The sequence below is a fragment of the Streptomyces sp. NPDC005492 genome, assembly GCF_040605995.1.
Lineage (GTDB): Bacteria > Actinomycetota > Actinomycetes > Streptomycetales > Streptomycetaceae > Streptomyces.
In genome coordinates this window covers 144,756-169,495 of sequence record NZ_JBEXDX010000019.1, presented here as the reverse complement: position 1 = coordinate 169,495, position 24,740 = coordinate 144,756, and the positions used below count along the sequence as shown (strand labels likewise).

Below are 24,740 nucleotides of genomic sequence, written 5' to 3'. Positions count from 1 at the left end.
GGTCGTAGAACGCACCATGTCCTGGCTCAGCGGATGCCGCCGCCTCCACCGACGCTACGAACGCAAGCTGAACACTTCCTGGCCTTCACCGCCATCGCCACCAGCCTCATCAACCACCGCCGACTCACCAAGTGAAACGACGTCTTAGGGTGCGGGCTGCGCGGGCCGGCCTCTGGGGGCCAGGTGATCTCTCATCAGGTGGCCCGGATCCACGGCCTTGTTCCTCTGGCCGTCTGCGACGGTCAGTTGCGGCAGACGCGGCCGGCTCGGCAGCCGGCGTACGCCCCGTCCGTCTCTCCCAGGGCATCCGTGGGGATCACGGTGGCGGACAGAGCGCGCCAGCCGTTGCCCTTCCATCCGCCGCTCCGCGCCTGCGGTGCGCGCCCTCCCGAGCGGTGTTCGCTCCCGCTCGGGCACCCCGCCCGGTGTGCGGAATTCCTGGTAGGGCAGCATCTGCTCAGCTATCGCCTGCCCTTGAGGGGACGTCATGCGCTCCACCCGCCTCGCGGCTTCGCCCGCGCTGCTCACCTGCCTGTTGCTGGCGGGCTGTTCGTCCGTCCCGCTGGGTACATCGGATCCGGATTCGTCATCCTCCGGCGCGGCGCCGGCCCCGTCTCCCTCGGGTGCGGCGGGTGCGGGGCACTCGATAGCGGTGGGGGCCGGCCCGCAGAAGAAGTACACCGTGCAGCAGCAGCCCGCGGCGGGCAGTTGTCACTACCGGTACGAGAAGGGGGAGCCGTTGGAGGACCCGAAGTGCACCCCGGGAGCGATCTCCCCGGCGGTCACACAGGCGAACCTGAAGTCGACGATATGCCGCAAGGGCGGTTACACCTCCGGCATTCGGCCCTCCACGTACGTCACGGGCAAGGAGAAGAAGCTCAACGCCGTCTCCTACGGCTACACCGGGAACATGGGCGACGCCGAGTACGACCACGAGATAAGCCTGCAGCTCGGCGGCGACCCCAATGATCCCCGCAACCTGTGGGTCGAGCCCCCGGACCCCGGCCACAAGAAGGGCGGCGGGGTCAACAACCTGAAGGACCCGGTGGAGACGAAGCTGCACACTGCGGTCTGTGCGGGCAAGGTCACCCTCTCCCAGGCGCAGAAGGCGATCGTCACCGACTGGACCACCGCACTCAGTGCCCTTGGCCTGGACTGAGCTTCACCGGCAGGGGCTTCGAACTCACGGTGGCGCTGCGGGCGGCGGAGAAGCTGATGGTGCGTTGCACACCGCCCTCTTGAGCTTGGTCTCTCCGCCGTCCTTGGTGCACGAGGTCTTGGTCCCGTAGCGCTGTTCCGGCCACGGGTTTCCGGCATCGCGGCGAGAGCCGCCCAGTCGAGGGGTACCAGGTGGTCCTCCTCGTAGTCCGACATGCCGGTGTCGGAGTAGCCGTAATCGATGAGGTCGTGCGCCTCGGCTCTCCCTCTACCTCTCCCACCCGGCCCCAGGACGGCTACTTCCTGATGATGGCCCCGCTGTGGCTGGCCTCTGCGGTGACCGTCCCCGCGGTCTCGCCGGCCTCCGCCCAGCAGCCCCCGATCCCCCACCTCACGGGCCGCCATACCCGGGCCGCCCTTGCCTCCTCGGCGCTCGTCGCACCAGCCCAACTCCGCTGCGCATGACTCGCCGCCCGCATCAACGTCAGCGCGCAGCAGAACTCATGAGCCGCGCCGCGGCCATCTGCCGGGCAGCCTCCCGGCCCGCCGGCACGGCATCGCTCGTGGTCAGCCCGCCCGCCGGGGGAACCCGTCGCGCGCGTCCCTCTCGGCCCGCGCTGCCAGGGACCGCGAGGCTCCGGCACTCCGCGACGTTGGCGTATCCCATCGCGCCGATCAGGACGGCCATCGGCACAGCCGGCGAACCCGCCGTACCGAGGTCGATCCCGCCCTTGGCAACCGGTTCGGTGAGGAAGTCACCGGCGGCGAGTCCGGACCGTGGGACAGGAAGCAACCCGTGGAGGTGCCTAGGGTGTTGGAGACGAGAATCGCCGAGCAGACCAGGGCCGAGATCAGAACGGCTGCGCCCGTCGCATAGCCGAGGCCGAGGCCCCGCGGGCCCCACCCCAGTGCGGAGTCGAGGTCGATGAGGACATCAGCGTTCTCCGAAGTCGGCCGCTCCTGTCGCGTGCGGGTGTCGAAGGGCACCCCTCCCCGAAGGGAGAAGGCGCCCTGTGACATACGGACCAGCCGCCGAGGGGGACGACCGTGGAACACGCCGCTCGCGATCAACAACTGAACGCTTCGCGCACGCCCCCGACCCTCTCAAGCCGCCTGCCGCGCGACCCGTCCGGACTCGGTGGCGTCCTTGCGGGTGATCGCCAGGTACACCACCAGGCCGAGGATGACAGCGAGGAAGAGCCCGCTCGTGACGACCGTGCCGAAGCCGAGGCCGCCGTCGCCGGTCGGCTGGGAGAGGTAGTCGCCGATCGAGGCGCCCAGCGGACGGGTGAGGACGTAGGCGATCCAGAAGCTCCACACCGCGTCCAGGCCAAGGGCGAAGTGAGCGATCGCCACGGCCGCGATGGCGACGGCGAACAGGATCGCGGACAGCCAGTAGCCCAGGTCCATGCGCTCGGAGACCAGGTCGCCGGCCGCCGTGCCGAGGGCGAAGGTGAACAGCACGGCCAGCCAGTAGAACGACTCGCGGCCGGTGGTGTCGATGCTGTGGATGGACAGAGTCCGCTCACGCCGGTACCAGACCACGAACACCACCGCGAGGGCGATCGCGAACACCGTGGTGGTCGTCTCCAGCGGCACACCCATGTTGTCGGTCAGGTTGTCGCTGATCAGCGTGCCGACGACGCTGATCAGGGCGACGGCGAGCCAGTACACGCCCGCGCGGTAGGCGGCGGTGCGGAACTGGACGACCAGGACGACCGCGAGGAGGGCGCTCATGAGCACCGACACGCCGGTCAGGCCCAGGCCCGCCTTCTCGTTGAGCAGGTCGGCCGCGGTCTCGCCGACCGTCGTGCACAGGACCTTGATGATCCAGAAGTAGACGGTGATCTCGGGGACCTTGTTCAGGCCCAGGCGCCGTGTGTGCCGCGCGGGACCGTCGGCGTTCCGTGCGGCTTCCGGTGTTTCGGACAGTTCGTAGGTCATGGGGAACGACCGTGCCAGCGAGTACCTGAACGCATCCTGACCGCGCGTGGTGATCACCCCCCCACATCTGCCGTCCGCGCACGATGGCCTCATGAATCCCCGACTGTCCCGCCCGCTTGCGTCCGCCGATGGACCGCGCGACCAACTGGCTGCGCTGTGTTGATCACGACCTCGCTGCCCGACAAGCCTCATCTGCTGCTGCCGGTCCTCGCCTACGGGTTGTCGCAGAAGACGGCCGTCGGCCACGTCGTCACCCGGCTCCGGGCCACCTCTCATGGCGCGCCCTGACGGCCCCCCACGCCGACTGGTCGTACCCGCAACTCAGCCACCGCCGTCTCCGGTCTCGTCCTCACGAACAGGTTGGACAGGCACCAGCAGAGTGAACGTGGTCGGACGACGGCCACCCGCCGCCGAGACCCTGCCTCCCAGGGAGAAGGCCAGGTCGCGGGCGAGAGCGAGGCCGATCCCGTCTCCCGGGCCGCCGCTGTGCCCGCTGTCGAAGAGCCGTGCCGTCCCGCTGTCGAACTCACCCTCGTCACGGACGTCGAAGGCGAGGGCGTCCTCAAGGTCCCGCACCCTGAGACGGACGGTGCCCTCCCCGTGGACGCGCGCGTTGTCCAGCAGCACTCCGAGGATCTCGGCGACGGGGCCGCCCGGGACACGGACGTCGTCCGGTACGTCAGGGGTCTCGCACTCCAGGCGTCTGCCGTCGCGGGCGAACAGGCCGTGCCGGCGCTCCTCGATGTCCCGCACGAGGTGGGTCACCGCGGTGTCCGGGGCGAGGGAAGGCGCGAGGCGGCGGGAGCGCGACAGGCGCGGCACCTCCTCCACTGTGCCGTGCAGGCGCCAGGTCGTCGCCAGCTCCTCCTCGGGCGGGACGCAGTTGGGCGTCGTCGTCCTGCGAGAGGCCCGCCTCCAGGGTGAGCTGCAGTCCGGTCAGCGGGGTGCGCAGTTGGTGGGAGGCGTTGGCCGTGAAGTCCCTTTCGTGGCGCAGGAGTTCGGCGAGGCTGTGCAGCATCTCGTTGTGGGTGCGGGCCACTTGGCCGACCTCGTCCTCGACGTCTCCGCCCGGCGCTGCACGCTCCACGACGTGGAAGTCCCGCTCCGTCCCAAGGAGTTCGACCTGCTCGCCCTACTCGCCCAGCACCCGGGCGAAGCCGTCTCCCGGGAGACCCTGATGGCCGAGGTCTGGGACGAGAACTGGTTCGGCTCCACCAAGACCCTCGACGTCACCATGGCCGGCCTGCGCCGCCGGCTCACCCAGGCGGCCGACGACCGCGTCCGGCTGCCCCGCATCACCACACTGCGCGGACACGGCTACCGCCTGGAAATCTGACGGCCGTCGTTCTCCGGCTCCGTCTCGTAGGCAAAGCGTTGATGCCGCAGACCGAGTTCGGCGGGCCCGGCCCGGGACCCGTCCGCCACCTCGCGCAGCACACCGAGCAGACGCCGCGGTTCGCCGAGGGCCTGGCGGCCCGTGTCGCCGATCGGCGAGGTCGGCCTGTATCGCGAACACGGCCGGCTCAACTGTCCGACACCTTGAGGGCGGCGATCACTGGTGCATACGAAGCCTGTTCACAGGACGGACCGGCGGGCCAGCAGCGCCAGTGCCAGCAGGCCGGGGAGCAGCGGCAGCCAGGCCGTCAGCATGCGGTAGCCGAAGACCGCCGACAGGGCGGTGGCCCCGGGCGCCCCGGCCGCGGTGAGCGTCAGCACGAGCGCGGCGTCGAGTGAGCCCAGGCCGCCCGGAGTGGGCAGCAGGACGGCGGCGCCGCTGGCGAGGAGGTAGGCCAGCAGGATGTGACCGGCGGGCACCGTCACCTCAAGTGCCCGGACCACGGCGATCAGCACGGTGGCGTGCAGGAGGGCGAAGCCGACGGCTCCTCCCCACAGGGCGCAGGCTCTGGACGGGCTGCCGTGTACGGCCCGCACATCGGTCAGGACGCGCCGGAGCGTGCGCCCCGCGCGGTGGCGCAGCGGCCGGATCAGCGTCACCGCCAGGATGGCCACTACGGCGCATCCGGCGATGGACAGCGCCAGGGCGTCGCGTGGGACGGCCGGCGAGAGCCGCGGCGTCCCGGGCATCGCCAGGAGCAACACGATGGCCAGCGCGAAGCGCACCAGACCGCCCGCTGCGGCCTTGACCGCGAGCGCGGTCGCCGATCGGGCGGTGGTCAACCCGCAGCGGGTGAGGAACCGCAGGTTGACCGCGCTCGCGCCGACCCCGGCCGGCAGTACGTGATTGGCCGCGCACGCCGCGAACTGCACCATCACCAGTCGCCCGGCGGGCAGCCGTTCCGTCACCGCTCCCTGCTGGGTGATCGCCGCGCACACCCAGGTCGACACGGCGGCGGCCCCGGCCACCAGCAACCAGTCGCGGTCCGCGACGGCGAGCCGGTCGGCACCGGCGTCCACCGTGTGCCGGTGCCCGACGATCACCCAGGCGGCAGCCACGACGACGACCGAGGCGACGGCGAGCCGCCAACTCCGGTGAGGACCGCGGGAGAGCGGTGCGTCGACGGTGTTCACCGGCGTGCTCCGGGCGCCGGGGCCGGTGCGACGTAGACACGCACGCCGGCCACCCGGTGCGGCGCCCAGGTGCGGGCGTAGCCGGGCGGGCCGCTGCCCGGTGCCACGAGAGCGGCGGTGGGCATGCGGCGCGCGGTCCGCCGGATGGCGTCAGCCGTGGTGTTGGCGTCGTGGCCGCCGGTCGCCGCGGAGGAGCAGCCCGCCGCGAAGGCGATCGGGACGTAGTTCTCCCCGGTGACCAGACAGGGCGGACGGACACCCAGTCCGTGCAGCCCCGCGGCGATGCGGGCCCACTCGCGGTGGGAGGCGGTGGTGCTCTGCACCGTGTGCTCCAGCACCACGACCTGTACGGCCAGATGCCCGGCCAGGGCAACGGTCAACAGGGCCACGGTCAGCGGCCGTCGGATCCGTCCGGACGCCCGGAACAGGCGGAGCAGAAGATCGGCGACCGGCATGGCGAGCAGCGCATAGGCCGCCAGCAGGAAGCGGGGTGCCGCATAGCCGATCAGGAAGAGATACGGGAAAGCCGCCGACACCGCGCAGGCCAGCGGGACCAGCATGGCGGCGCCGCGCGGCCGGGCCCGGATCGCGACCACGGCGGCGCAGACGGCGAGGACCAGCAGCGCGTACCACCACAGGGTCACGGCGGCGGACGGCGCGCCGCCGGTGCAGGGGCGGCACAGCGTTCGCCCGCCCAGCGCGCGCAGTTGGTCTCCGAGTGCGATGTTCCAGCCGAGACCGCCCTCGATGCTGGACGCGTCGGCCAGGCGCTGCGCGAGGCCGCCGTAGGAGACGTATGCCTCGATCACCCACTCGGCCGCCCCGGCGGCGAGGCCGCCGACCAGCGCCGTCAGCAGCGCGGGGCGCCGCCATGACCGCATGCCCACCAGCAGGACGAGCAGCGGCAGGGTCGCCCAGAACGCGTCCGTGGGGCGCATCCAGGCCATCAGCGCCGCGCTCAGGCCCACACCCCACACGGCCGTGCGGTCGGAGCGGTTCGCCTGGGCGCGCAGGAAGTATCCCGTGCCGGCCAGGGCGCAGACGGCGACCCAGTAGTTGGGCATGGCCTGCGGGCCGTAGTAGAGGGTCACCCAGAGGGTGGCGAAGAGAGCGCCCGCGGTCGCGCGCACGCGGACGGGCAGGACGTCCCGCCAGGCACGCAGGGCGAGGAAGAGGGCGAGGCCGGACAGGACGGCCAGGTAGACCCGCAGCAGCGCGGTGGACGAAGACCAGGAGGCGATCGGCGCCACCAGCAGCGGCACACCGCGGGCGCGCGGGGCACTGAAGAACGCGGCCGGCGCATGGGAGGAGACCTGGCTGACGTAGACCGACTCGTCCCAGCCGAGGCCCATCCCCGGCCGTACGAGGAGGAGTTGGGCCAGGGTGAAGGCAGTGGCCACGACCGCGAGCGCCATCTCGCCCCGGAACCACCGGTCGGCGGATACAGATCGCGGTGGATCCGGTCTGCGCACAACGGTCGACGTGACCTGCGCGCTGTCCGAGACCTGCGGGCCGTCCTTCATCTCACACCCCAACCCCCTACAGCTTGTAGGGTCACATCAACCCTACAAGCTGTAGGGTCTCCGCGAACTCTCCGACCCGGGAATCCCTACACGCTGTAGGGTTTCAGCCATGGCTGGCACGGGCCCTGAGGGCAGAGCCGAACGGCGTAGCGCCGGCGCGCTGGAGAGCGAGATCCTCTCCGCGCTGTGGGCGGGCGACGGGGCGCTGACACCGGCGGAGATCCAGACCGCGATCGGCGGCAGGCTCGCCTACAACACCGTGCACACGATCCTCAAGCGGCTGTACGACAAGGGGCTCGTCCTGCGGGGCGCCGACGGGCGGCGCGGCGCGTACCGGCCCGCCAAGAACGCCGCGGAACTGACCGCTCAGGCCATGCACGAGGCCCTCGGCCGGGGCCCGGACCCGATCGCGGCCCTCCAGCAGTTCGTCACCGGTCTGAGCGCCGAAGAAGAACAGGCGCTGCGCGAACTGCTCGGCGGGAGCGAGCAGTAGCGGCGGCGAGCGATCAGGGTTGACGTCCACACCCCGTTGCTGCTCGCTCCGGTGCTCGCCGCCCGCGTCCTGGCCCAGGGCCGGGGACGCTGCGGTGGTGCCGACCCAGTTCGTGTCGGACCTGTCGGCGGAGGACGGGTGGCTGCTGGGAGGACTTCTGCGCGCTGACGGCCCCGAATGAGGCTGACCGTCGCTTCGGCCCTCGCCGACGATGCGTCTGTCGCCGTCGGTGAGCGCGGTTCCGGGGATCGTGCCGCCTTGGGCCGGGCGCAGGCTCCGCAGGCGGGGACGCGGGCGATGGTGTGCGGCAGTCGGTACGCGGGTGGACAAGGAGGCCGGGGCCGCGGGCCGTCGTACGGGCGTCCCCGGCGGCGGGCCAGGGCCGGAAGGGGGCTCGCCGCCACCAGTGGGCCCGGTGCCACGGCACGTTCGGGCGCTATCGCGCCGCCGGAACGGTGCGACGGCGGCGTGCCGCACGGACCGGGCGCGTGGCCGCGCACGACACGCGGAGCGGCTGTACGGAGCGGCCATGCACGCCCACGCCGCCGAAGCAGATCTGCGTACCGGGTCAACCGTTCGACGTGGCGGGGGATCCTCGGCGGCGCCGACCGAGGGCCTTCTCGACGCTCCTGGCACGAAGTGCCACGGAATCGCAATGTTCAATTTCGGGGCATGGGTACGGGTGCGCCGGGAAATCGTTTCTGTTGTGAGCGGTCCCTATCTTCCCTGGCTGGGCGTACCGCTGGAGCACGGCCCCTGGGTCGCTGCCCTCGCGGCGCTGGTTGTCACACCGGGTGGCCTGTGGGTATTGGCGCTCGTGCTGGAGCGCCGTCTGATGGGCTTTCGCACCGGGTTCGTGGCGGTGCTGCTCGGTGATCCGCTGCTGGCCGCCGCGGTCGCGCTGGGGGTCTGGCGGATGGGTGCGGCGTCGCCGAGCGGACCCGCGGGACCGTGGTGGGGACTGGCGTCGGGTGGCGGCTGGCTGATCTTCGGTCTGGTGCAGTGGCACGGTGAGCTGCGGTCGGGATTCTTCACCCGTCAGCAGGCCGTCGCGCCCACCAAGATCTGGCATCAGCTCGTCGTCTATCCGCTGCTCGGCTACTGGCTGTGGACAGCCGGGGTCGGCGGCCTGTTGGCGCCCGGAGCTCGTCCCCTCGATGTCGCCGGAAGCGTGCTGATCGTGGTGTGCGTCGGGGGGTGGGCGTTGATCAACCGCTACGACCGGCTCCGCCCGAAGCTCGGACATCCGCCGTACGACTGGCGACGCCTTCGCCCTTTCCCCCGGCCCTGGCCCACCTCGTCCCTCACCCTGCGCTCCTACCTCACCGACATCGACACCGAGGAGCACGCCGGCCGCTGCTGACGAACACGGACCCGACGGTCAGGGAGCTGGGGTGTCCTGATCGTCCGGGGCGGAAGGCGTCCGGGTCGCGTGCGTTGCCCGACGACGAAGCAGGTGGCGTGCGACTACGGCGGCGAGGATGACGCCCGCCGCCGCGAGCAGGTACAGCTCGTAGCGCTGGATGGCCGGGTACAGGGTGCCGATGTGGTCTCCGGCGGCGTAGCCGAGGGTCACCCAGACACCCCCCCCCACAACACCGCTCCCAGCATGTTGAAGGCGAGGAACCGGCGCCAGGGCATCTCGCTCAGCCCGGCGATGATGCCGTTGGCCTGGCGCAGTCCCTCGATGAAGCGGGAGACCGTGATGACCTTGCCGCCGTTCCGGGCGAAGAACGCCTCTGCCTTGGCGACACGCGCCGGGGTGAGCAGCACGTAACGGCCGTAGCGCGTCACGAGGCGGTGGCCGCCGTACCGGCCGATGAGGTAGCCGACGTTGTCGCCGACAACGGCCGCGAGCACCGCGATCACGGCGAGCGCGAGGACGTTCAGTCGGCCTGCCCCGGCGTAGACGGCGGCGGCGATCAGCACGGTCTCCCCGGGGACCGGCACTCCGAAGTCCTCCAGGAAGAGCAGGCCGCCGACCGCCGCGTATCCCCAGTGGTCAAGGAGTGGGGCGAGGTCGGCGAATACGCCGGGCAATGGAGGTGCGGGTGCGGTCATCGCGGATCTCCTCTGGAACGGAGGGTACCGGGCGGGCCGAGCGGTGGCGCCTGCGGCGGGAGGCCGCGACGGGTGGTGATGTCGTGAGCGGGGCGCAGTCCTGGTGCCCAGTCGGGTGAAGAGGCCGTTCAGTCCGGCGGGGGTGGTGGTGAACTGCACGTACAGGGAGTCCTTCTCCCAGGTGTTGGCCTCGAAGAAGGCGACGGCGTTCGCGTGGGTAGGTATCGGCACCTGATAGACGCCGCGCTCGACGGCGGAAGGCATGTCGTGGACGAGCCCGGCCCGCTCGGCCCGCCGTTTCCTGGCGGCGGCCTCGTTACGGCTTTGAGCCGCCGAGATCGCCAGATATCCGGCCGGGATCACCACCAGGAGCACGGCAACGGTCCAGCGGCACGGGCGACGCGTCGGGGTCTGGGAGGGCGGGGGAACAAGCCGGCTTTCGGAGGCCGGCTCGTCGTCGGTCGGGGTGGGACTCGTCACCGGCAGCCCGTCCGTTCGGAGCGCCGGTCGGATCGCCGGGCGCGGAGCCACTGGAGGACGGGCGGCAGCAGCCCGAGGGCGACGACCGCGACGACGGCAACACGTCCCGGGCGTCTGCCAAGGGCACGAGCGGCGTCAGTGCTGGGTGCCACTGTGCCAGATCGTCGTGCCGTCGTGGACGACGGCGACATCGCCGTCCGCCCGGAGGATCAGCGTGGCACCGTTGTGGCCGTCGGTGCGGGTGGACCAGGCGGTGGCGCCGTCCTGGGTGTAGACGGCGAAGTTGCCGTCGGCCTGGAAGACGGTCTTGTAGCCGCGGCCCGCCGTACCGGCCGACCAGCGGACGTGGTTGTTCTCGTCGCGGATGACGAGGTCACCGTCCGACGTCATGGCCAAGCTGGTCCGGTTGGAGTGCCAGGCCTGACCGGACGTCAGCACACTGGTGGCCCGCACCACCACGGTGGTCCAGGACTTCGCCGCAGCCCGCTTGGGCGTAGCGGTTGCCGTCGCGGAGGCGGTCGCGGAGGGCGCGGAGCTCTTCGGGCTACCTCCGCTGTCCGGCGTGCCCGAGGCTGAAGCGGCCAGCCCGTCGGACTGCTTGTCGCTCAGGAGACTGGGGGACGCCGTACCGCTCGGAGCAGCGCCGTCGCTGCCGGGAGCACCGGTCTGGAGGTCGTCGCCCGAGGCAGACGGGCCGTGCGACGCGGCGTTGCCCGATCCGCTGAGCAGTACGGCGGTGCCGATGCCCAGCACGAGCAACAGGGCGACACCGATCAGCGCGGGCTTCCCGGCCCGCAATCGCCACGATGAGGCAGAAGTCCTTGCGGGGGCGGCATCCTCATCCGGTTCGTCTCGCAGGTTCGCCGGTATTGAGGCGAGAGCCCGCGCGGCACGCGCGGCCTCCGGGTCGAAGAGCGGCGACACCCCGCCGGTCCCGGACCGGCCGCTCCGCCGTGCGCTCGGGCCAGTCGTCTCGCGTCGGGACGGCCGGGCGCCCTCGCCTCGCGGCTCACCCGCGTCCGGGCCCTCATCGGTGGTCATGCGTTCTCGGCCTTCCGGGGTCCCGGGCGCGGAACGCCCAGCAGGTCTTCGGGGAACACGCGCCGCATACCGTCGATGGCGCGCGCGGCCAGGGTACCGAGCCGGCGGGACGGGCGGGTGGCCGTCTCACGGCGACGTCACCGGCGGTAAGAGCCGCTGTTCGGCGAGCAGTTGAGGGGAGGGTACGTCGACGTACCCGCTGCGGGCCACCGCCATCAGCGCACGGTTCGGCACCTACGACCGCAACGGCTTCGGCCGCTCCCCACGGGGCCCGACCATCCGCAGGACTGACCTCAGGTCAGGACTGACGGCATCAACGTCGGCCGACGACCTGCGACTTGCCGCGATCCGCACCGAGGCCCCTCCGGCTACGACTGCCGGAGGGGCCTGCCACGCACAGTCGGAGTGACGACCAGGCGTGGTTCACCGGTCCGGGTCGGCTACAGGGCGACGATGCCCTCCCCGCCCACCGCGTCGGGCACCGTGACCGAGCCGATCCCGGTCAGTGAACCGTCGCGGTTCACCCGGAACTCGTCCACGATGCCCTGGGCACCGGTCTGCGCGTAGAGGTAGCGGCCGTCCGAGGAGACAGCGGCGTCGACGGTGCCGCCGTCGGTGGTGGTGTTGCCGAGCGGGGTGAGGCCGTGGCGGCTGTCGGTGCGGAAGCCGGAGAGGCTGTTGCTGCCCGCGTTGGACGCGTACACGTGGCGGCCGTCCCTGACGATCCAGCAGGTCGCGGCCTGTCCGGTGGCGACGGGGGCACCCACCGGAGTGACCTTGCCGTCCCGGGCCACGGTGAAGGTCGCCACGGCGTTGGTGCCGGCCTCGGTGACCTGGAGGCGGCCCGCGGCGTCGAAGACGAACCCGAACGGCACGGTCCCGGGCAGGCTGTTCACCACCGGCGCGGCGGCCGGAGCACCGGAGCGGCCGAGGGGGAACACGACGATGCTGTTGGTCGCGGCCTTGGTGGTGACGACCAGCCGACTGCCGTCGGGGGTGAACGCGATCTGGCCCGGGGTGTGGGTGAACTGGGGCGTGGCCGCCGGGTCCAGGCCGAGGCCACGGTGCCAGGAGGGGACGGCGGCCAGGCGGTCGCCGACCCGGACGAAGCCCTGTACGGCGCCTCCGTCCAGGGCGTTGAGCACGTAGACCGTGTTGTCGTGAACGGCGATGCCGACCGGGAACGACCCGCCGGAGGCCACTTCCTGGGTGCGCTTGAGCCGGTCGCCCTGTACGGCGAACACCGTGACGGTGTTGCTGCCCGCGTTCACGGCGTAGAGCAGGTGGTGCTTGCTGTCGTAGGCGAGAGAGCCCTGCGAGGCGAGGTGGTCCACCACCGAGCCGGTCAGGGTGCCGCCCAGGCCGCCGGTGGGGTAGCGGCCCGCGGCGGTGAGCGTGCCGTCGGCGTGACGGTCGTAGGCGACGACGGCGTTCCCGCTCGCGCTGTTGGTCTGCACGAACACCGGGGAGCCGTGGTGCCCCGTCTCCAGCGGAACGGCGGCGGAGGCCGGGACGGCGAACGTGGCGGCAGCGGCGAGCGTGGCGGTGCCGATCGCGGCGGTGATCCGGGCGGTACGGGCAAGCGTCATCGTCATTCTCCGTATGGGGAGCGGGAGTTGGGGCCGGCTCGAACGTTAGGTCGCCCGGAACCTCGACGATCGGACGAAAGCGACATATCGCCTGGACGTCCGCGACCTGTAAGGATTGGCGGCCGAGTCCCCCGAGCGCATCACCGTGTAAGAGACTGTGCTCCGTGACCGCACTCGCCGCTTGGTGACACCGTGTCAGGCGGCACCGTCCTGGGAGAGACCAACAACATGATCATTTTCGGCACCAAGGGATACCTGTACCAGCTCGCGATACTCACGCTGGTGTGCGGCAACTGCGGAAATCCCGCCGCGCATACGCTCAGGAAGCGCGTCACCAAGTTCACGCTGTTCTTCGTGCCGCTGTTTCCGCTCTCGACGAAGTACGTGATGCAGTGCACCTTCTGCGGGGTCGAGCAGAAAATCACGAAGGAACAGGCGGAGCAGTTGCAGGCGCAGGCCGCGAACGGCCAGGCGTACGGGCAGCCGCAACAGCAGCAGCCCTATCAGCACTGAACAAGCAGCGGGATTTCCACCGATTCCCGAATCCTCATCCCGCGGTGTGCGGGGACGTCGCGGGTAGTTCCAGCGTGATACGGATTCCGCCGACGGCGCGCGGGGTGAGGGTGAGTGTTCCGTCGTGTGCGTGGGTGATGGTTTTGACGATCGCCAGGCCGAGGCCGACGCCCGCGTGGTCGGTGCGAATGCGTTCGGTGCCGCGTTGGAATGGCTCGGTAAGCGTCGAGGCCAACTGAGGGGTGAGAATCTCGCCGGTGTTTTCGACGGTGAGCACCACAGCCCCGGGGCGGACGCCGGTACTGACCCATACGGTGCCCTGTTCGGGCAGGTTGTGGACGATCGCGTTGTGCACGAGGTTTGTGGTCAACTGCAGCAGGAGCGCCGGTGATCCGCTCGTGGGGGTGAAGTCGCCGGAGGTCTCGATGGTGACGCCGTGTTTCTCCGCGAGGGGGAGAAGTGTTTCGGTGGCTTCTTCCGCCATGAGCGACAGATCTACGTGTTCTCGGGTGAACGACCGTCGGTCTGCGCGGCTGAGCAGAAGCAGTGCCTCGGTGAGGTCGATCGCTCTGGTGTTGACCACATGAAGGCGGTCGATGATTTCGCCGGTGTCGTGGTTCGGATCGGTGCGCGCCACGTCGAGGAGTGTTTTCGAGATCGCGAGCGGGGTGCGCAATTCGTGCGAGGCGTTGGCCGCGAATCTCCGTTGCTCGTCGACGTGTGCTTCGAGCCGTGCGAGCATCGCGTCGAAGGTGTCGGCGAGTTCGCGGAACTCGTCCATGCGGCCCGGTAGCCGGATGCGGTGGGCGAGCGATCCGTGCGTGGCCATACGCGCGGCGTCCGTGATGCGGGTCAGGGGGTCGAGCATCCGGCCGGCGAGGATCCACCCTCCGGCGAGACCGAACACCAACAGGAACCCCATGACGGCGACGGCCGTCGGGGCGAAGGTGCGTACGACGGCCAGGCGGTAGTCGGGTTCGATGATGAGGCCGGGGTGGGGTACGCGATTCAGGAACACCCACACCGCCGCCAGCAGCAGGGCGCCGGCGAGCATGACGAACCCGGCGTAGCTGAGGGTGAGTTTGAGGCGGACGCTCAGGCCGGGGGCTCTATCCACGATCCGCTCCCCCTTGCCCGGCCTCCGGTTGGGTGTCGATGCGATAGCCGACGCCGGGCACGGTGGTGATGATCCAGGGTTCGCCGAGACGCTTGCGCAGTGCCGAGACGGTGATGCGTACGGCGTTGGTGAACGGGTCGGCGTTCTCGTCCCAGGCCCGTTCCAGGAGTTCTTCCGCGCTGACGACACCGCCTTCGGCGGCGACGAGGACCTCGAGTACCGCGAACTGCTTCCTGGTGAGTGCGACGTAACGGTCCTCGCGGTAGACCTCCCTGCGGAACGGGTCCAGCCGCAGACCGGCGATCTCCCTTACGGGCGGCCTGTGATGGGCACGTCTGCGGTCAAGTGCCCTGAGCCTGAGCACGAGTTCCTGCAGTTCGAACGGCTTTGTGAGGTAGTCGTCGGCGCCGAGTTCGAACCCGGTGGTCTTGTCGTCGAGTCGGTCGGCCGCGGTGAGCATGAGGATCGGCATGCCGCTGCCGGAGGCGACGATGCGTTTGGCGATCTCGTCACCGGACGGTCCCGGGATGTCGCGGTCGAGAACGGCGATGTCGTAGGTGTTGATGCTCAGCAGTTCCAGAGCGGTGTCGCCGTCGCCCGCGATGTCGGCCGCGATGGCTCCCAGTCGCAGGCCGTCGCGGACGGCTTCCGCCAGATAGGGCTCGTCCTCGACGATCAACACACGCATGCTCTCGATGCTACGAGCCGGCACATATCGTCGGCGTATCGAAAACCGCATACGCACCGGCAACACCACGCCGCCTTGACTGGCGGCATGACTCGACCCGTGCCACCAGGGCAAACGACCACCGGTCCCCGTGAGCACCATGAAGACGGCGAGGACCGTGAACCGCTCGGCGCGGCCGGCGATGTCGCCGAGCACCGACTTCCTCGCTCGGGCGCCTGGCGCGCGAACATCTACCGGACGTTGCGCGCCGTTTGCCGACCGGGACCCTGGAGACGCGGCCCGGTACTCGCCGCGCTGGCGCTGCTGCTCGGTCTGCTCATGCTGCTGCACGCCGAGATCCCGAACCGGATCGGGAATCTCGGCAGCCTGGTGGAGACCTTCCTGCCGTGGTTCGGCCTGTTCGTTCCGATGCTGCTGGCCGGTGCGCTCTGGCGCCGCTCCGCCTCCGCGGTGGTCGCGCTGCTGCTGCCGGTCACGGTGTGGTTGAACCTCTTCGGCGGTCTGCTCCGCGACAAGTCCCATCCGGGCGGCGACCTCGTCGTGGTCAGCCACAACGTCGGCGCCGACAACCCCGACCCGGCCGCCACCGCCCGCGACCTGGCCGCCTCCGGCGCGGACCTGCTCGCCCTGGAGGAGGTGCCCCCGCAGGCGAAGGGCACGTACGAGAAGGAGTTGGCGAAAACGTACCGGTACCACACCGTGCAGGGCACGGTCGGACTGTGGAGCAAACTGCCGCTGTCGGACACCCGGCCGGTAGACGTGAAGATGGACGCGGGCCCGCTGGCGGCCACCAAACCGGCCGACGTCAAGATGCGGTACAACCGGGCGCTGCGCACCACGGTCGCCACGGACCACGGGCCGCTGGCGGTGTACGTCGCCCACTTGGGGTCCGTACGGGTCAGCCCACGGGCGGGCCTTTCCGCGGGCCAGAGAAACGCGGGCGCGCAGGCGCTCGGCCAGGCCGTCGCCGCCGAGCGGATCGAGCGGGTGGTGCTGCTCGGCGATCTGAACGGCGCCATGGGCGACCGGGCGTTCGACGGCCTCTCCTCGCAACTGCACTCGGTTCAGGACACGGCGGGCGACGGTTTCGGCTTCAGTTGGCCGGCGAGGTTCCCGGTGGTGCGGATCGACCAGATCCTGGTCCGCGGGGTGGAGCCAAGGAGTTCGTGGGTGCTGCCGTCCACCGGCAGTGACCATCTGCCGGTGGCGGCCGGGATCGACTGGCTCGGCGGGCGGACACTTTGAGGTTCCGATGCTGAAGCAGGAGGAGCGCGTCAAAATTCATAGGCCTCGGGTGTCGAGAACACTCCGCCCGCTCCGTCCCAGGGACACGAGCGGCCACGAACGAGTCGCTCGACAACGCCGACGAAGGAGCGATCGCCATGGAGCAGACCGAGATCACCGAAGTACTGAACCGACCGCTCAGCCAGGAACTGCTGGCCCGCGACCTGACCCGCCTGGCCTACGTCGCCAAGGACGGCACACCGCGCAGTATCCCGATCGCGTTCGCCTGGAACGGCTCGGAGATCGTCCTGTGCACCACGAAGAACGCCCCGAAACTGCACGCCCTGCGCCAGAACCCGATGGTGGCCCTGACCATCGACACCGAGGTCCACCCGCCGAAGATCCTGCTGATCCGCGGGCAGGTGGAACTGGACGTCGTCGACGGCATCCCGGAGGAGTACCTCCAGATGAACGGCAGCTACGAGATGACACCCGAGCAGCGCGTCGAGTGGGAGGCCGAGGTCCGCTCGCTCTACGACGGCATGGTCCGCATCGTGGTCACCCCGACCTGGGCGAAGCTCATCGACTTCGAAACCACCCTGCCTTCCGCGGTCGAGGAGCTGATCCAACAGCGGGCGGAACGTCAGCGCGCTTGAGAACCAGACTTCTCCAGGCCATCTCGCGCGCCAAGGTCTCGGCATCGGACTCACCCGGTTCCCGCTTCCCGCCCCGGAAGTAGAAGAGATCCACACCCCGGTTGCGCGTGACCAGCACCCGCCCGTCACGCACCAGCACCCAGGCCACCTGCTCCAAAACGACCTCGATCTCCCCCACCCCCGGACGCTACTCATCCGCACACATGACAGACCTAACTCCCAGCGAAGCTGTTGATCAGGCTGTACGGCGTGTCCTCCCCCAACATCTCGTAGAGATCAGGCGCGTCGGCGGCGGCCGCGGCACTCCGAGGAAACATGGCCTGCTCGTACTCGGCGAGCGCGGCCTCCATGTCGTGAGGGTGCGCGGCGACGGCCCTGCCGAGTTCGGCGCCGTCGTACATGGCCAGGTTGGCGCCCTCGCCGTTCGGGGCCGTGAGGTGTGCTGCGTCGCCGATCAGGGTCACCCCGGCCGTCCGATCCCAACGGTGCTCGATGGGCAGGGTGTGGAGCATGCGCAGGACAGGAGGGGTTTCACCGTCGGTGATCAGGGCGGTGAGCTCCGGTGCCCAGCCGTCAAACTCCCGCACGGTGCGGGCAGTTGCCGCGCCGGCATCGGTGAAATCGATATCGGCGAACCACTCCCGCGACCGGGACAGCAGCACCCAGGTGTGGAGGTTCCCACCGCGCTCCCGGTGGGCCAGGATCCCCTTTCCCGGCTCAAGCACCATCAGCGCTCCGCCACCGACGGTCTTCGCACTGGTCGGGTGCCGGTTGTCGCCGTCGAACAGGTGGGTCTCCACGAACGAGATGCCGGTGTACTCGGGTGTCGCGTCGGACAGTAGCGGCCGCACCCTCGACCACGCGCCGTCCGCGCCCACCAGCAGGCTCGTGGTGACAGTGGCGCCGCCCGCGAAGGCCACCTCGTGGCGGCCCTCGCCGAGCGCACGGACCCCGCCGACCTTGTGCCCCCAGCGGACGGTGCCGGCCGGAAGCGAGTCCAGCAGCATCTGCCGCAGTTCGCCGCGCTGTACTTCGGGGTTGCCGCCCGTGCCGTCGTCCGGATCGTCGAAGAGGATCTTCCCGTCCCGGTCCACGAGCCGCATCGCCTGGCGTCCGTCCAGGATGAGACCGCGGAACTCGTCGAGCAATCCGGCCGCCCGCAGGGCGAGTTGGCCGTTGTAGTCGCGGATGTCGAGCAGGCCGCCCTGCGCGCGCGCCGTCGACGAGGCCTCCGCCTCGTAGACCGTGCACGGGATGCCATGGAGGTGCAGGACGCGGGCGAGCGTGAGACCGCCGAGTCCGGCACCGATGATCGTGACGTGTGTCGTCATAGTCGTCCCTCGTGTGTTCGCGCCTGCCGGGCCGCGCGCCCGACAGGACCTCCAGCGAACGTTCCAGGCGCCGCCGACAGAACGCCGACAGTGCGGCGACAGACACCATCGACCGCCGACAACCCGCCGACACCACGGACGCGCGAACCGCGGCTACCGAGAGACAGACGTGCACCGCCGTGAGCGCATCAACGAGGCCGCGGCTGCCAAAACCCCCAGCTCCCGTCGCCGCGCCAGACAGCACGGCGTCACTTGTGGAGAGAATGTAAACGGAGGATGGATCTCCGAATGTTGTCGCAGAGGGGTTGTCCGGACATTCGGTCGACATCTAGGGTCACCCTCCAGAAGCAAGCGCTTTCCGCGTACCTGTCGCGCCGCTCCCCAGGCCGGCCCGAGGAGACCCGCATGCCCCCACTCCCCCCACCCGCCTCACTCCCCTCGCACCCCACCCCCCACCGCGTAGCCGTCATCGGCACCGGCGGCATCGTCACCGGCAGCCATCTGCCCGCGCTCAGGGCCCACTCCTCGCGGGCGGAACTGGTCGCCGCCGTGGACGTGGACCAGGACCGGCTCGACGCCTTCCGGCAGCTCGCTGGTGACGTCGCGGGCGCCGAAGTCGCCGGTTACACCTCGGCGGACGCGATGCTGGACGCCGTACGCCCCGATCTGGTGCTCATCGGTACGCCGCCGTCGCTGCACCGGGAGCAGACGGTGGCGGCGCTCAAGGCCGGGGCCTGGGTGTTGTGCGAGAAGCCGTTGACGTTGTCGCTCGCCGAGTACGACGAGGTCGCGGCGGCGGAGGAGGCGTCGGGCGCGTACGCCTCCGTGGTCTTCCAGCACCGGTACGGGTCCGGGGCCGTCCACGCGCAACGGCTTCTCGCGAGCGGCGAGTTGGGCGCTCCGCGCGTCGCGCACTGCCAGACCACCTGGCACCGGGACGCCGCGTACTACGCGGTCCCGTGGCGTGGGACGTGGGCCAGTGAGGGCGGCGGCCCGACCATGGGCCACGGCATCCACCAGTACGACCTGCTGCTGCATCTGCTCGGGCCGTGGACGGAGATCCGGGCGATGGCCGCCCGGCTGGTCCACGACACCGAGAGCGAGGACGTCTCCACCGCCCTGGTGCGGTTCGAGAACGGGGCCCTGGCCACCGTGGTCAACAGCGTGCTGTCCCCCGACGAGGTGAGCCGGATCCGTATCGACTGCGCCGACGCGACCGTCGAACTCACTCACCTCTACGGCCACCGCAACGAGGACTGGGTCTACACCCCCGCACCGCACGTGACCGCCGAGCGTGCCGCGGCCTGGCGCGTCCCCGACACCGACGTGCCCAGCTCGCACTCGGCCCAACTCGGTGCCCTCCTCGACGCGTTGGACAAGGGTGTCAGGCCGCCGGGCAGCGGACCCGACGCCCGCGCCACCCTCGAATTCGCCGCCGCCCTCTACAAGTCGGCGTTCACCGGGCGGCCCGTCCACGCGGGCGAGATCACACCGGGCGATTCCTTCTACCAGGCCATGCACGGCGACCACCCCCACTGGGCCCCCAAGGAGCGCGCATGACAATCCGGGTCAGCCACGTCCACGGCGACCACCTCGCCGTCGAGGCCGCGAACGGCACGGAGATCTTCCGCTACGTCTACCGTCCCGATCCCGAGGCCTTCGAGGCGCGCAAGCCGTACGCCCACCCGGTGCGCACCCTCTCCGGTCGTACGGTGACGGGGTACCGCCCGAGCGACCACCGCTGGCACAAGGGCTTCCAGATGACGGCCAGTCATCTCTCCGGCCAGAACTTCTGGGGCGGCAACTGCTATGTGCACGGCCAGGGTTACCTCCCGCAGCCCGAGCGCGTCGGCTCGATACGGCACGACGGGTTCCCCGAACTGACCGTCACCGACGACCGGTTGGCCTTCACCGAGGAACTCACCTGGGTGGAGAACGGCGGCGCGGAATGGGCGCGTGAAGTACGGGAGTTGGCCGTCCACTCCGTCGACGAGGAGGCTGGCGCCTGGGCCCTGGACTGGTCGATCCGGCTCACCAACGTCCGCGATGAACCCCTCGCCTTCGGCTCACCGACCACCGAGGGACGGGAGTTGGCCGGTTACACCAGTCTGCAGTGGCGCGGTCCGCGCGACTTCACCGGGGGCACCGCCTTCGCGCCGGACACCGACGCGGACACCGAGAAGCTGATGGGATCGCAGGGTCCGTGGCTCGCCTTCACCGCCGAACACGACGACGTCGACGGCCATTCGACGATCATGTTCGCGCACGCGCCCGAGAACCTCGACACCCGCGGCGCGATCCACGAGTCGCACTGGTTCGTGCGCTCCGAGCCGATCCCGACCGTCGCGTTCTCCTGGGCGTTCTTCGAGGAGTTCGAGCTACCGCCCGGCGAGTCATTCGCCTACCGCTACCGGGTGGTCGTCGCCGACGGCGCCTGGGACCGCGAGCGGGTCGCCAACCACCTGGAGGGTCTGCCGTGGTGACCAAACCCGCCAAGCCGGAACTCCCCCACCCGCTCCCCGGCGCCATCGGCCTCTCCCATCTCAGCGCCTACGACTGGGAGGCCGCCGACGGTGTGTGCGGCGGCAGCCCGCATCTCCACCTGGTCTGCACGGAGGCGTACGTCGTCACCGGCGGCCGGGGCGCGGTGCAGACGCTCAGCCCCGACGGCTACCGGGACATCCCGCTGGAGGCGGGCTCGGTCGCCTGGTTCACGCCGGGGACCGTGCACCGCATGGTGCAGGGCGGCGATCTGCGGATCACCGTGCTGATGCAGAACAGCGGGCTGCCGGAGGCCGGGGACGCCGTCTTCACCTTCCCGCCCGAGGTGCTCGCCGACCCGGAGCGGTACGCGGCGGCGGCCACGCTCCCGCCCGGCACCGGCCCGGACACCGCTGCCGCAGCACGGCGCCGCCGGGATCTCGCCGTCGAGGGATACCAACCGCTGCGCGCGGCCCTGGCCGCCGGTGACAACGGCCCGTATCTCCAATTCCAGCGCGCCGCCGCCGAGTTGGTGCGCGCGAAGGTCCCGAACTGGCGCGAGCTGTGGCGGGCCGGCGCGTTGGCGACCGCCGAGCGCACCGGCGCCCAGCTCGACGCGCTGGCGGCCGGCGAGCCGTCGTATCTCGGCGAGGCGACCGCGCACGAGACCGCGCCGACCCGCCTCGGCGGGTTCGGGATGTGCGGTCGCAGGGACGAGTACAACCTGCCGGGGACGACGCTGCCGTACGGCGGCGAGTAGCGGCGGATTCGGAGGGGGCCCGGAAGACGACAGAGGAGAGGAAGGGACACGTCGGTATGCCCGGACACAGGACAACGGGGTTCTGCGCAACGGCTCTCGCACTCGCGCTCTGCGCGTTGCTGGCCGGATGCGGAGGCTCCGGGGAATCGGTCGCCGGCGGCAAGATCGTGCTGCGGTACACGTGGTGGGGCAACCCCGACCGCGCGGAACGCACCGACCAGGCCGTCGCCCTGTTCGAGAAGGAGCACCCGAACATCCAGGTGCAGACGTCGTTCTCGGACTTCGGCTCCTACAAGCAGAAGCTCGCCGTCCAGGCCACGGGAGGCGACGCGCCCGACGTGATGCAGCTCGACTACCGCCAGATCGACCAGTACGCCCTCGGGCACGTCCTCCTCGACCTCGGCAAGGTCAAGGACGTCCTGCGCACCGACGAGATCGACAAGGGTCTGCTGGCCACCGGCAAGGTGGGCGACACCCTGTACGCGATCCCGCAGGGCCGGGGCACCGAGACCATGGTCTACGACGTCGCCGCCTGGAAGGCGACCGGAGTGCCGCTCCCGAGCAAGGGCTGGACCTGGAGCGACTGGGCGGACTCCATGCGCGCGCTGGCGAAGAAGACGGGGCAGCCGGGCGGCACCGACCCGGGCTGGAGCGAGGACTTCTTCGAGGTGTGGCTGCGCGGCCAGGGCAAGGCGCTCTACACCAAGGACGGCAACCTCGCCTTCACCGCCGACGACCTCGCCCGCTACTGGACCTTCACCCACGCGCTCAGCAAGGAGGGCGCGGTCTCCCCCGCCGAGCAGAACACCCAGCTCGACGGCTCCGTGGAGAACACCCCGCTCGGTCGCGGCAAGGCCACCTCCGACTTCAACTGGGATGCCCCCGCGAGCGGTTACGTGGCACTCGTCAAGGGAGGCATCGCGCTGGCGCCGATGCCGTCGGGCACGGACGGCACCCCCGGTCAGTACTACAAGCCGTCGATGTTCCTCGGTGCCGCGGCCCGCACCGGCCATCCGAAGGAGGCCGCCGAACTCATCGACTTCCTCATCAACGACGAGCAGGCGGCGAAGGTCCTCGGCGCCACCCGTGGCATCCCCGTCAACGAGACCGTCCGCGAGCAGACCGCCGGGCGGTTGACGGACTTCGGCAAGACGATCTCCGACTACCAGGCGTCCGTGGAAGGCACTCTCAAGGACCCGCCGCAGGCCCCGCCCACCGGTGACAACTCACTGCAGACCACCTTCCAACGCGACTACGAGCAGGTGTCGTTCGACCTCATGTCGCCGCACGCGGCGGCCAAGGACTACATCACCGAGGCCAAGGCGGAGCTGAGGTCATGACCACCACCGACATCCCCGTACCCACCGCGCGCCCCTCCAGGCCCACCCCCGCCTCGAAGCGCCGCCCGAAGCGCCAACGCGAAGGCGCCGCCTGGGTGTTCCTCTCGCCCTGGCTGCTCGGCGCGAGCGTCCTGACGCTGCTGCCGATGGCCGTCTCGCTGTATCTCTCCTTCACCGACTACGACTTGTTCAACCCGCCGCACTGGGTGGGGCTGCGCAACTACGTGCAGATGTTCACCGAGGACCCGCGCTACTGGCGATCGGTCATGACGACCCTCACCTACGTCGTCATCGCCGTACCCCTCCAACTCGCGTTCGCCCTCGTCGTCGCGCTCGCCCTCAAAACCATGAAGCGCGGCAAGGGCTTCTACCGCTCCGCCTTCTACGCGCCCTCGCTGCTCGGCGCGTCGATGTCCATCGCGCTGGTCTGGCGGGCGATCTTCAACGACGGCGGCACGGTGGACCACCTCTTCGGTACCGGCGGCTGGGTCACCAGGCCGGGCTGGTCGCTGCTGGCCGTGGCGCTGCTGTCGGTCTGGCAGTTCGGCGCGCCGATGGTGATCTTCCTGGCCGGTCTCCAGCAGATCCCGGTCGAGCTGTACGAGGCGGCGTCGGTGGACGGGGCCGGGAGATGGCGGCAGTTCCTGTCCATCACCGTGCCGATGCTGTCCCCCGTGGTCTTCTTCAACCTGGTGCTCCAGACCATCCAGGCCTTCCAGGTCTTCACACCCGCCTTCGCCCTCAGTGCGGGCAAGGGCGGCCCCGCCGACTCGACCCTCGTCTACACCCTCTACCTCTACGACCGGGGCTTCGTCGCCTCCCACATGGGCTACGCCTCCGCCATGGCCTGGGTGCTGCTGCTCGCCATCGGCGCCGTCACGGCGGTGTTGTTCCGTACCTCGCGCTCCTGGGTCTTCTACGCGTCCGAGGGGGACCGATGACCGCCGTATCGACATCAACAGCCGCGCCACGCAAGGTTGTTCGCTGGAACCGGGTCGCCCTGCACGTCGGCTGTCTGGCCGCGCTGCTGGTCATGCTCTATCCGCTGGCCTGGCTGCTGGCGACCTCGCTCAAGCCGGCCGACGAGGTCATCGCGAGCCTCAACCTGCTGCCCAGCCACCTGGAATGGTCGAACTACACGACCGCCCTGGACGGCGTGAACGACGTCTCCGTCTGGCGGCTGCTCGGCAACTCGCTGCTGATCGCGGGCGGTGCGGTGATCGGGAACGTCATCAGTTGTTCCCTCACCGCGTACGCGTTCGCCCGCCTGCGCTTCCGCTTCCGCGGCCCGCTGTTCGCGTTCATGATCGCGACGATCATGCTGCCGCACCACGCGGTGCTGATCCCGCAGTACATCATCTTCAACAAGCTCGGCCTGGTGAACACCTACTGGCCGCTGATCCTCCCGAAGTTCCTCGCCACGGAAGCCTTCTTCGTGTTCCTGATCGTGCAGTTCATGCGCGGTCTGCCACGGGAGTTGGAGGAGGCGGCCCGGATCGACGGCTGCGGTCCGTTCCGCAGTTTCTTCCAGATCGTCCTGCCGCTGACCCGCCCCGCGCTGATCACCACGGCGATCTTCACGTTCATCTGGACCTGGAACGACTTCTTCACCCAACTGATCTACCTCTTCGACCCGCAGAAGTTCACCCTCACCCTCGCGTTGCAGTCGTTCGTCGACGCCTCCAGCCAGTCGGCGTTCGGCCCTATGTTCGCGATGTCGGTGATCGCGCTGCTGCCGATCGTGCTGTTCTTCCTCGCCTTCCAGCGCTTCCTGGTCGAGGGCGTGGCCAGCTCCGGACTCAAGGGGTGAGC

The 24,740-nt window shown here is 70.2% G+C and carries 25 protein-coding genes and 4 pseudogenes; 16 read left to right on the top strand and 13 right to left on the bottom strand.

What is annotated here, in order from left to right; all coding sequences use genetic code 11:
• The 3 genes and pseudogenes from ABZT04_RS25420 to ABZT04_RS25410 form a co-directional block, all read left to right on the top strand.
• Positions 1–135 (top strand): annotated as a pseudogene (locus ABZT04_RS25420) (IS5/IS1182 family transposase); the annotation flags it as partial.
• Positions 136–487: 352 nt separating this feature from the next.
• Positions 488–1,159 carry a hypothetical protein gene (locus ABZT04_RS25415; protein WP_356059270.1) on the top strand — a complete coding sequence of 224 codons (672 nt, stop codon included), beginning with the start codon at positions 488–490 and terminating at the stop codon, positions 1,157–1,159.
• Positions 1,160–1,407: 248 nt separating this feature from the next.
• Entirely contained in the window at positions 1,408–1,623 is a 216-nt protein-coding gene (locus ABZT04_RS25410; RefSeq protein ID WP_356059269.1) for a hypothetical protein, read from the top strand.
• Positions 1,624–1,642: 19 nt separating this feature from the next.
• Here the strand turns inward: ABZT04_RS25410 and ABZT04_RS25405 are convergent, their stop codons facing one another.
• Together ABZT04_RS25405 and ABZT04_RS25400 are read right to left on the bottom strand one after the other, a co-directional pair.
• Positions 1,643–1,951 (bottom strand): hypothetical protein, encoded by a 309-nt coding sequence (locus ABZT04_RS25405; RefSeq protein WP_356059268.1) that lies wholly within the window; start codon positions 1,949–1,951, stop codon positions 1,643–1,645.
• Positions 1,952–2,262: 311 nt separating this feature from the next.
• Positions 2,263–3,102, bottom strand: coding sequence for a hypothetical protein (locus tag ABZT04_RS25400; RefSeq protein WP_356059267.1), 840 nt, complete (start codon positions 3,100–3,102; stop codon positions 2,263–2,265).
• A gap of 153 nt (positions 3,103–3,255) precedes the next feature.
• Here ABZT04_RS25400 and ABZT04_RS25395 point away from each other — a divergent pair.
• Positions 3,256–3,390 (top strand): annotated as a pseudogene (locus ABZT04_RS25395) (sodium-dependent transporter); the annotation flags it as partial.
• A 33-nt stretch (positions 3,391–3,423) separates the two neighbouring features.
• Here ABZT04_RS25395 and ABZT04_RS25390 read toward each other — a convergent pair.
• Both ABZT04_RS25390 and ABZT04_RS25385 read right to left on the bottom strand, forming a co-directional pair.
• Positions 3,424–3,924 (bottom strand): ATP-binding protein, encoded by a 501-nt coding sequence (locus ABZT04_RS25390; RefSeq protein WP_356059266.1) that lies wholly within the window; start codon positions 3,922–3,924, stop codon positions 3,424–3,426.
• A gap of 109 nt (positions 3,925–4,033) precedes the next feature.
• Positions 4,034–4,120: pseudogene (locus ABZT04_RS25385) on the bottom strand (histidine kinase); the annotation flags it as partial.
• A gap of 27 nt (positions 4,121–4,147) precedes the next feature.
• Here ABZT04_RS25385 and ABZT04_RS25380 point away from each other — a divergent pair.
• A pseudogene (locus ABZT04_RS25380) lies at positions 4,148–4,438 on the top strand (winged helix-turn-helix domain-containing protein); the annotation flags it as partial.
• Positions 4,439–4,677: 239 nt separating this feature from the next.
• Here ABZT04_RS25380 and ABZT04_RS25375 read toward each other — a convergent pair.
• Both ABZT04_RS25375 and ABZT04_RS25370 read right to left on the bottom strand, forming a co-directional pair.
• Positions 4,678–5,631 carry a lysylphosphatidylglycerol synthase transmembrane domain-containing protein gene (locus ABZT04_RS25375; RefSeq protein WP_356059265.1) on the bottom strand — a complete coding sequence of 318 codons (954 nt, stop codon included), beginning with the start codon at positions 5,629–5,631 and terminating at the stop codon, positions 4,678–4,680.
• Complete coding sequence (locus ABZT04_RS25370) at positions 5,628–7,046, bottom strand: hypothetical protein (RefSeq protein WP_356059281.1); 1,419 nt, start codon at positions 7,044–7,046, stop codon at positions 5,628–5,630. Before ABZT04_RS25370 ends, ABZT04_RS25375 begins: the two co-directional genes overlap by 4 nt.
• A gap of 217 nt (positions 7,047–7,263) precedes the next feature.
• Between ABZT04_RS25370 and ABZT04_RS25365 the strand changes: the two genes are divergently transcribed.
• Both ABZT04_RS25365 and ABZT04_RS25360 read left to right on the top strand, forming a co-directional pair.
• A complete protein-coding gene (locus ABZT04_RS25365) occupies positions 7,264–7,647 on the top strand; it encodes a BlaI/MecI/CopY family transcriptional regulator (RefSeq protein ID WP_356059264.1) in 384 nt (127 codons plus the stop codon).
• Between the two features lie 706 nt (positions 7,648–8,353).
• Positions 8,354–9,010 (top strand): hypothetical protein, encoded by a 657-nt coding sequence (locus ABZT04_RS25360; RefSeq protein WP_356059263.1) that lies wholly within the window; start codon positions 8,354–8,356, stop codon positions 9,008–9,010.
• 18 nt (positions 9,011–9,028) lie between these two features.
• Here the strand turns inward: ABZT04_RS25360 and ABZT04_RS25355 are convergent, their stop codons facing one another.
• The 4 genes from ABZT04_RS25355 to ABZT04_RS25340 form a co-directional block, all read right to left on the bottom strand.
• Entirely contained in the window at positions 9,029–9,223 is a 195-nt protein-coding gene (locus tag ABZT04_RS25355; protein ID WP_356059262.1) for a hypothetical protein, read from the bottom strand.
• A complete protein-coding gene (locus ABZT04_RS25350; RefSeq protein ID WP_356059261.1) occupies positions 9,220–10,083 on the bottom strand; it encodes a DedA family protein in 864 nt (287 codons plus the stop codon). Before ABZT04_RS25350 ends, ABZT04_RS25355 begins: the two co-directional genes overlap by 4 nt.
• 240 nt (positions 10,084–10,323) lie before the next feature.
• Positions 10,324–10,986: a hypothetical protein gene (locus ABZT04_RS25345; protein ID WP_356059260.1), complete on the bottom strand. Its 663-nt coding sequence runs from the start codon at positions 10,984–10,986 to the stop codon at positions 10,324–10,326.
• Positions 10,987–11,669: 683 nt separating this feature from the next.
• Entirely contained in the window at positions 11,670–12,818 is a 1,149-nt protein-coding gene (locus ABZT04_RS25340) for a beta-propeller fold lactonase family protein (protein WP_356059259.1), read from the bottom strand.
• 228 nt (positions 12,819–13,046) lie between these two features.
• On the opposite strand from ABZT04_RS25340, the gene ABZT04_RS25335 reads away from it, so the two are divergent.
• Positions 13,047–13,331 carry a zinc-ribbon domain-containing protein gene (locus ABZT04_RS25335; protein ID WP_356059280.1) on the top strand — a complete coding sequence of 95 codons (285 nt, stop codon included), beginning with the start codon at positions 13,047–13,049 and terminating at the stop codon, positions 13,329–13,331.
• A gap of 34 nt (positions 13,332–13,365) precedes the next feature.
• On the opposite strand, the gene ABZT04_RS25330 is transcribed toward ABZT04_RS25335, so the two are convergent.
• Positions 13,366–14,448, bottom strand: coding sequence for a HAMP domain-containing sensor histidine kinase (locus ABZT04_RS25330; protein WP_356059258.1), 1,083 nt, complete (start codon positions 14,446–14,448; stop codon positions 13,366–13,368).
• Positions 14,441–15,136, bottom strand: coding sequence for a response regulator transcription factor (locus ABZT04_RS25325; protein ID WP_356059257.1), 696 nt, complete (start codon positions 15,134–15,136; stop codon positions 14,441–14,443). The genes ABZT04_RS25330 and ABZT04_RS25325 overlap by 8 nt, the downstream gene beginning before the upstream one ends.
• A gap of 228 nt (positions 15,137–15,364) precedes the next feature.
• Here ABZT04_RS25325 and ABZT04_RS25320 point away from each other — a divergent pair, with 228 nt between their 5' ends.
• Entirely contained in the window at positions 15,365–16,381 is a 1,017-nt protein-coding gene (locus ABZT04_RS25320) for an endonuclease/exonuclease/phosphatase family protein (RefSeq protein WP_356059279.1), read from the top strand.
• 137 nt (positions 16,382–16,518) lie between these two features.
• Positions 16,519–17,016, top strand: a complete 498-nt coding sequence (locus ABZT04_RS25315; protein WP_356059256.1) for a pyridoxamine 5'-phosphate oxidase family protein — start codon at positions 16,519–16,521, stop codon at positions 17,014–17,016.
• Between the two features lie 212 nt (positions 17,017–17,228).
• Here the strand turns inward: ABZT04_RS25315 and ABZT04_RS25310 are convergent, their stop codons facing one another.
• Positions 17,229–18,347: an NAD(P)/FAD-dependent oxidoreductase gene (locus ABZT04_RS25310; protein WP_356059255.1), complete on the bottom strand. Its 1,119-nt coding sequence runs from the start codon at positions 18,345–18,347 to the stop codon at positions 17,229–17,231.
• A 405-nt stretch (positions 18,348–18,752) separates the two neighbouring features.
• Between ABZT04_RS25310 and ABZT04_RS25305 the strand changes: the two genes are divergently transcribed.
• Genes ABZT04_RS25305 through ABZT04_RS25280 form a run of 6 tightly spaced genes read left to right on the top strand, consistent with a single transcriptional unit; the run spans position 18,753 to position 24,738 of the window.
• The gene (locus ABZT04_RS25305; RefSeq protein WP_356059254.1) at positions 18,753–19,907 is read left to right on the top strand and encodes a Gfo/Idh/MocA family oxidoreductase; all 1,155 of its coding nucleotides are present in this window, start codon (positions 18,753–18,755) and stop codon (positions 19,905–19,907) included.
• A complete protein-coding gene (locus tag ABZT04_RS25300; RefSeq protein WP_356059253.1) occupies positions 19,904–20,830 on the top strand; it encodes a PmoA family protein in 927 nt (308 codons plus the stop codon). The genes ABZT04_RS25305 and ABZT04_RS25300 overlap by 4 nt, the downstream gene beginning before the upstream one ends.
• Positions 20,827–21,588 carry a cupin gene (locus ABZT04_RS25295; protein WP_356059278.1) on the top strand — a complete coding sequence of 254 codons (762 nt, stop codon included), beginning with the start codon at positions 20,827–20,829 and terminating at the stop codon, positions 21,586–21,588. The genes ABZT04_RS25300 and ABZT04_RS25295 overlap by 4 nt, the downstream gene beginning before the upstream one ends.
• 56 nt (positions 21,589–21,644) lie before the next feature.
• Positions 21,645–22,928 carry an ABC transporter substrate-binding protein gene (locus ABZT04_RS25290; protein ID WP_356059252.1) on the top strand — a complete coding sequence of 428 codons (1,284 nt, stop codon included), beginning with the start codon at positions 21,645–21,647 and terminating at the stop codon, positions 22,926–22,928.
• On the top strand, positions 22,925–23,869 hold the full coding sequence (locus ABZT04_RS25285; protein ID WP_356059251.1) for a sugar ABC transporter permease: 945 nt from the start codon (positions 22,925–22,927) through the stop codon (positions 23,867–23,869). Before ABZT04_RS25290 ends, ABZT04_RS25285 begins: the two co-directional genes overlap by 4 nt.
• A complete protein-coding gene (locus tag ABZT04_RS25280) occupies positions 23,866–24,738 on the top strand; it encodes a carbohydrate ABC transporter permease (RefSeq protein WP_356059250.1) in 873 nt (290 codons plus the stop codon). The genes ABZT04_RS25285 and ABZT04_RS25280 overlap by 4 nt, the downstream gene beginning before the upstream one ends.
• The last annotated feature ends 2 nt before the right edge of the window (positions 24,739–24,740 follow it).

Bases quoted from the DNA above. Each gene is read 5' to 3' on its own strand.
- ABZT04_RS25415 (WP_356059270.1), top strand. From the start codon at position 488: ATGCGCTCCACCCGCCTCGCGGCTTCGCCCGCGCTGCTCACCTGCCTG.
- ABZT04_RS25400 (WP_356059267.1), bottom strand. From the start codon at position 3,102: ATGACCTACGAACTGTCCGAAACACCGGAAGCCGCACGGAACGCCGAC.
- ABZT04_RS25370 (WP_356059281.1), bottom strand. From the start codon at position 7,046: ATGGCGCTCGCGGTCGTGGCCACTGCCTTCACCCTGGCCCAACTCCTC.
- ABZT04_RS25365 (WP_356059264.1), top strand. From the start codon at position 7,264: ATGGCTGGCACGGGCCCTGAGGGCAGAGCCGAACGGCGTAGCGCCGGC.
- ABZT04_RS25340 (WP_356059259.1), bottom strand. From the start codon at position 12,818: ATGACGCTTGCCCGTACCGCCCGGATCACCGCCGCGATCGGCACCGCC.
- ABZT04_RS25335 (WP_356059280.1), top strand. From the start codon at position 13,047: ATGATCATTTTCGGCACCAAGGGATACCTGTACCAGCTCGCGATACTC.
- ABZT04_RS25325 (WP_356059257.1), bottom strand. From the start codon at position 15,136: ATGCGTGTGTTGATCGTCGAGGACGAGCCCTATCTGGCGGAAGCCGTC.
- ABZT04_RS25315 (WP_356059256.1), top strand. From the start codon at position 16,519: ATGGAGCAGACCGAGATCACCGAAGTACTGAACCGACCGCTCAGCCAG.
- ABZT04_RS25310 (WP_356059255.1), bottom strand. From the start codon at position 18,347: ATGACGACACACGTCACGATCATCGGTGCCGGACTCGGCGGTCTCACG.
- ABZT04_RS25305 (WP_356059254.1), top strand. From the start codon at position 18,753: ATGCCCCCACTCCCCCCACCCGCCTCACTCCCCTCGCACCCCACCCCC.
- ABZT04_RS25300 (WP_356059253.1), top strand. From the start codon at position 19,904: ATGACAATCCGGGTCAGCCACGTCCACGGCGACCACCTCGCCGTCGAG.
- ABZT04_RS25290 (WP_356059252.1), top strand. From the start codon at position 21,645: ATGCCCGGACACAGGACAACGGGGTTCTGCGCAACGGCTCTCGCACTC.
- ABZT04_RS25285 (WP_356059251.1), top strand. From the start codon at position 22,925: ATGACCACCACCGACATCCCCGTACCCACCGCGCGCCCCTCCAGGCCC.
- ABZT04_RS25280 (WP_356059250.1), top strand. From the start codon at position 23,866: ATGACCGCCGTATCGACATCAACAGCCGCGCCACGCAAGGTTGTTCGC.